The organism is Gemmiger formicilis (assembly GCF_016901605.1).
In the GTDB taxonomy this organism is placed as follows: domain Bacteria; phylum Bacillota; class Clostridia; order Oscillospirales; family Ruminococcaceae; genus Gemmiger; species Gemmiger formicilis_B.
In genome coordinates this window covers 1-503 of the sequence record NZ_JACJKP010000417.1, presented here as the reverse complement: position 1 = coordinate 503, position 503 = coordinate 1, and the positions used below count along the sequence as shown (strand labels likewise).

The window sequence follows — 503 nt, the reverse complement described above, 5'->3', positions numbered from 1 at the left end:
CTGCAGCCGGCAGGGGCCATTACCTTATTGCCGGGGATCGTGGAGTTGCGCTACTATCTCAATGATGGAATGGCGTTTTCCATGTTGGCAGGCAAGCAGACCCTGCTGATTGGCATGACCTCCATTATGCTTGTGTGTGTGCTGCTTTTGTTGCTTTTGCGCAAAATGGGTACCTGGGAGCGTGTGGCATGGACGCTGATTTTGGGCGGTGGCATCGGCAATCTGATTGACCGCATTCTGAACGGCGTTGTGGTGGATTATATTAACCTGCTGTTTATGAACTTTGCAGTGTTTAACTTTGCTGACATTTGCATTACTTGTGGCGTAGCGCTTTTGGTACTTTGGATTCTGTACGATTCTTATAAGAACGATCGGGCAGAAAAACTTGCCCGGCTGCAGGATGAAAAAGCCGATGGAACAGATTGAAATCATTGCCGGCGAACAGGCTGGCGGACGTTTGGATGCGTGGCTGGCGACACAGTGTGATAATCTGTCCCGAAGCG

At 50.3% G+C, this 503-nt stretch carries 1 protein-coding gene; it reads left to right on the top strand.

Annotated elements, in window-relative coordinates; all coding sequences use genetic code 11:
- Positions 1-426: signal peptidase II (lspA, locus tag H6B10_RS15220; protein ID WP_204652331.1), on the top strand; the 426-nt coding region annotated here is incomplete at its 5' end.
- Positions 427-503 lie beyond the last annotated feature (77 nt).